At 72.1% G+C, this 2,568-nt stretch carries 3 protein-coding genes; all 3 read right to left on the bottom strand.

Annotation, left to right across the window (positions count from 1 at the left end; genetic code table 11):
- Positions 1–65: 65 nt before the first annotated feature.
- The 3 genes from DQW06_RS27360 to DQW06_RS27350 are packed head-to-tail and all read right to left on the bottom strand — an operon-like array spanning position 66 to position 2,469.
- The gene (locus tag DQW06_RS27360) at positions 66–818 is read right to left on the bottom strand and encodes an ABC transporter permease (RefSeq protein ID WP_013155016.1); all 753 of its coding nucleotides are present in this window, start codon (positions 816–818) and stop codon (positions 66–68) included.
- Positions 818–1,573: an ABC transporter permease gene (locus DQW06_RS27355; RefSeq protein ID WP_117199569.1), complete on the bottom strand. Its 756-nt coding sequence runs from the start codon at positions 1,571–1,573 to the stop codon at positions 818–820. The genes DQW06_RS27360 and DQW06_RS27355 overlap by 1 nt, the downstream gene beginning before the upstream one ends.
- The gene (locus tag DQW06_RS27350) at positions 1,570–2,469 is read right to left on the bottom strand and encodes an ABC transporter ATP-binding protein (protein ID WP_013155014.1); all 900 of its coding nucleotides are present in this window, start codon (positions 2,467–2,469) and stop codon (positions 1,570–1,572) included. Before DQW06_RS27350 ends, DQW06_RS27355 begins: the two co-directional genes overlap by 4 nt.
- Between the last annotated feature and the right edge of the window lie 99 nt (positions 2,470–2,568).

The following is a 2,568-nucleotide window of genomic DNA, read 5'->3' as shown; positions in this document are numbered from 1 at the left end:
GGGTCCCCCGTGCCGCGAAGGCGACCGTCCCCCGGTCGCCTTCGCGTTTCCTCCGGGACGGGCCCTCAGCGCACGTCCCGGCGGCTCAGCACCGTCGCGGAGAGCGCCCACAGGGCGAGGGTGGTCGCCGCGGCCGCCAGCACGACGGAGAACGCCGTCGGCAGGTCGAGGGACCCCGCGTCGGAGACGGCGGTGCTGCCCAGGCTGAGCGACGTGGTGACCAGCGACTGCGGCAGGAGGTAGGAGACCACCCCGCCCTCCCCGGAGTAGAGGAGGCCGATCCCGGCGACGCAGCCCAGGAGGCCCAGGGCGACGGGCGCGGCGAAGGAGCGGACCAGCATCGACAGCAGGGACTGCAACGCGGCGACCGGCAGCGCGGCGACGACGCCCAGCAGGGCGGCGGCCGCGCTGTGCCAGGGCAGCCAGCCGTCCAGGCCCAGGACGAGCTTCCCGCTCAGCGTCACCAGCCCCAGCAGCACGGACTGCATCGTCACGACCACCAGGGCGAGCGAGGCGAGCTTGGCGCCGACGACCGAGAACGCCCGCGCGGGGGTGGCCATCAACAGGTTCCAGTTGTGGCCCCGGTGCTCCATGCGCCAGGCGGCCGACGCCGCCACCGCGACCCCCATCGACATGAACACCATGCCGTAGAAGAGCACCACCTGGGACCAGTAGGACGCCCACCCGGAGGAGAGGGCCTCCACGTTGCCCGCGTAGTTCACCGTCCCCGTGATGACCGCGAGCAGCGGCAGCACCACGGCCACGATCCACAGGGCCGAGCGGCGCAGCTTGGCGAGTTCGGCGAGGACCATCCCCATCACGCCTCCGTCCGGTCGAAGCGGTGGCCGGCCACGGCGAACAGGACGGCCACGAGCACCAGGAACGCGGCCAGCCAGCCGTATCCGGGCGTGATCGCGACGAAGCCGTCGTCTCCCATCCCCAGCGGGGAGACGACCGCGTAGTAGCCCCAGGGCAGCGCGCGCGCCAGGGCCGGGGGCATCAGTAGGGTGAACACCCCGCAGAACGAGCCGAGCAGCCCGAGCGCCAGCCCGACGAGCTGGTTCTCCACCCGGGCGGCCAGCAGCACGTGCAGGCACAGCATCGCCAGGTTCACCAGGAGCAGGCCGAAGGCGTACCAGACCCACATCCCGACGCGCGGCTCCACGGTGATCCCCGCGGCCAGGCCCGCCGTGAAGACCAGGATGGTCTGGACGGCCACCGCGACCGCCAGCAGCAGACCCAGCACCGCGACCTTGGCCCGGCACAGCCGTCCCGGACCGAACCCGGCCACCTGCGACAGCGTCCAGCCCCGGCCCTGGTGCTCGATGTCGACCTGCCTGCTGGCCAGCACCGAGACCAGGAGGGGCGAGGTCATGGCCGCGATCATGACGTAGCTCATGAACAGGCTTTCCCACGGCTGGGCGGCCGGATCGCCGAAGCCCTCCCGTGCGGAGTCCGACATCAGGTTCATGCAGGACAGGCCCACGACGGCGGCCACCATGACCGCGCAGACCACCACGACCCGGAGCCTGCGCGCCTTGCGCAGTTCGAGTCCCACCGCCGTCAGGATCACAGCAGCCCCTCACGGCCGGTGAGGTCCATGAAGACCTCCTCCAGGGACTGCTGGACGCGCCGCACCCCGTGGACCGGTACGTCGCCCTCGACGAGGCGCCGCACGAGCGCGGCGGTGTCCTCGTCGCCGAACCCGGACAGGCGCACGCCCCGCTCCGCGCGCACGGCGGGGACGCCCAGGGCCAGGGCCCGGTCGGGTTCGGGGGTGTCCACGAGCAGGTCCGGCACGCTGCGGTGGAACAGCTCGGTCCGGGTGCCCTGGAAGACCAGCTTCCCGCGGCCCAGGATGCCCAGCACCGAGGCCATCCTGTCGATCTCGTCGAGCAGGTGGCTGGAGACCATGACCGTGACGCCCTCCCCGGCCAGCGTCACCAGCAGTTCGCGGATCTCCTCGATGCCCGCGGGGTCCAGGCCGTTGGTGGGCTCGTCGAGGATGAGCAGGCGCGGCTCCCGCGCCAGGGCCATCGCGATGCCCAGACGCTGCTTCATCCCCAGCGAGTACGCCCGGACGAGCTTGCCCATGTGCTCCTGGAGGCGCACGGTGGCGACCGCGCGGGAGACCTGCCGGTCGCTGAGACCGAGCATCCGCTGGACGATCGCCATGTTCTCCCGCCCGGTCAGGTGGGCGTAGCCGGGAGGTGCCTCGATGAGGGAGCCGATCTCCCGCAGCAGGGCGGGGCGCGTGTCCCGGTTCATCGGCTGCCCGAAGACGGTGATCTCGCCCCGGGTGGGCCGGGCCAGCGACAGCAGCATCTTCATGGTGGTGGACTTGCCCGAGCCGTTGGGGCCCAGGAAGCCGTAGACGCAGCCCGGCGGCACCCGCAGGTCGAGGTCGTCGACGACGGTGCGCGCACCGTAGGCCTTCGTCAGGTGGTGGGTGGTGATGATGTGGTCCATGGAACTCCTTCCGCCGAGGAGTCTCCGGCGCCGGACCCGAGGAGGGCATCGTGCCGGGGGAGGGGAAACGCGCTCGTACCGCGGTAGGAGGAGGGGACG

This window comes from Nocardiopsis sp. TNDT3 (assembly GCF_003427465.1).
Lineage (GTDB): Bacteria > Actinomycetota > Actinomycetes > Streptosporangiales > Streptosporangiaceae > Nocardiopsis > Nocardiopsis dassonvillei.
This window is presented reverse-complemented; position numbering and strand designations above follow the sequence as displayed.

Bases quoted from the DNA above. Each gene is read 5' to 3' on its own strand.
- DQW06_RS27360 (WP_013155016.1), bottom strand. From the start codon at position 818: ATGGGGATGGTCCTCGCCGAACTCGCCAAGCTGCGCCGCTCGGCCCTG.
- DQW06_RS27350 (WP_013155014.1), bottom strand. From the start codon at position 2,469: ATGGACCACATCATCACCACCCACCACCTGACGAAGGCCTACGGTGCG.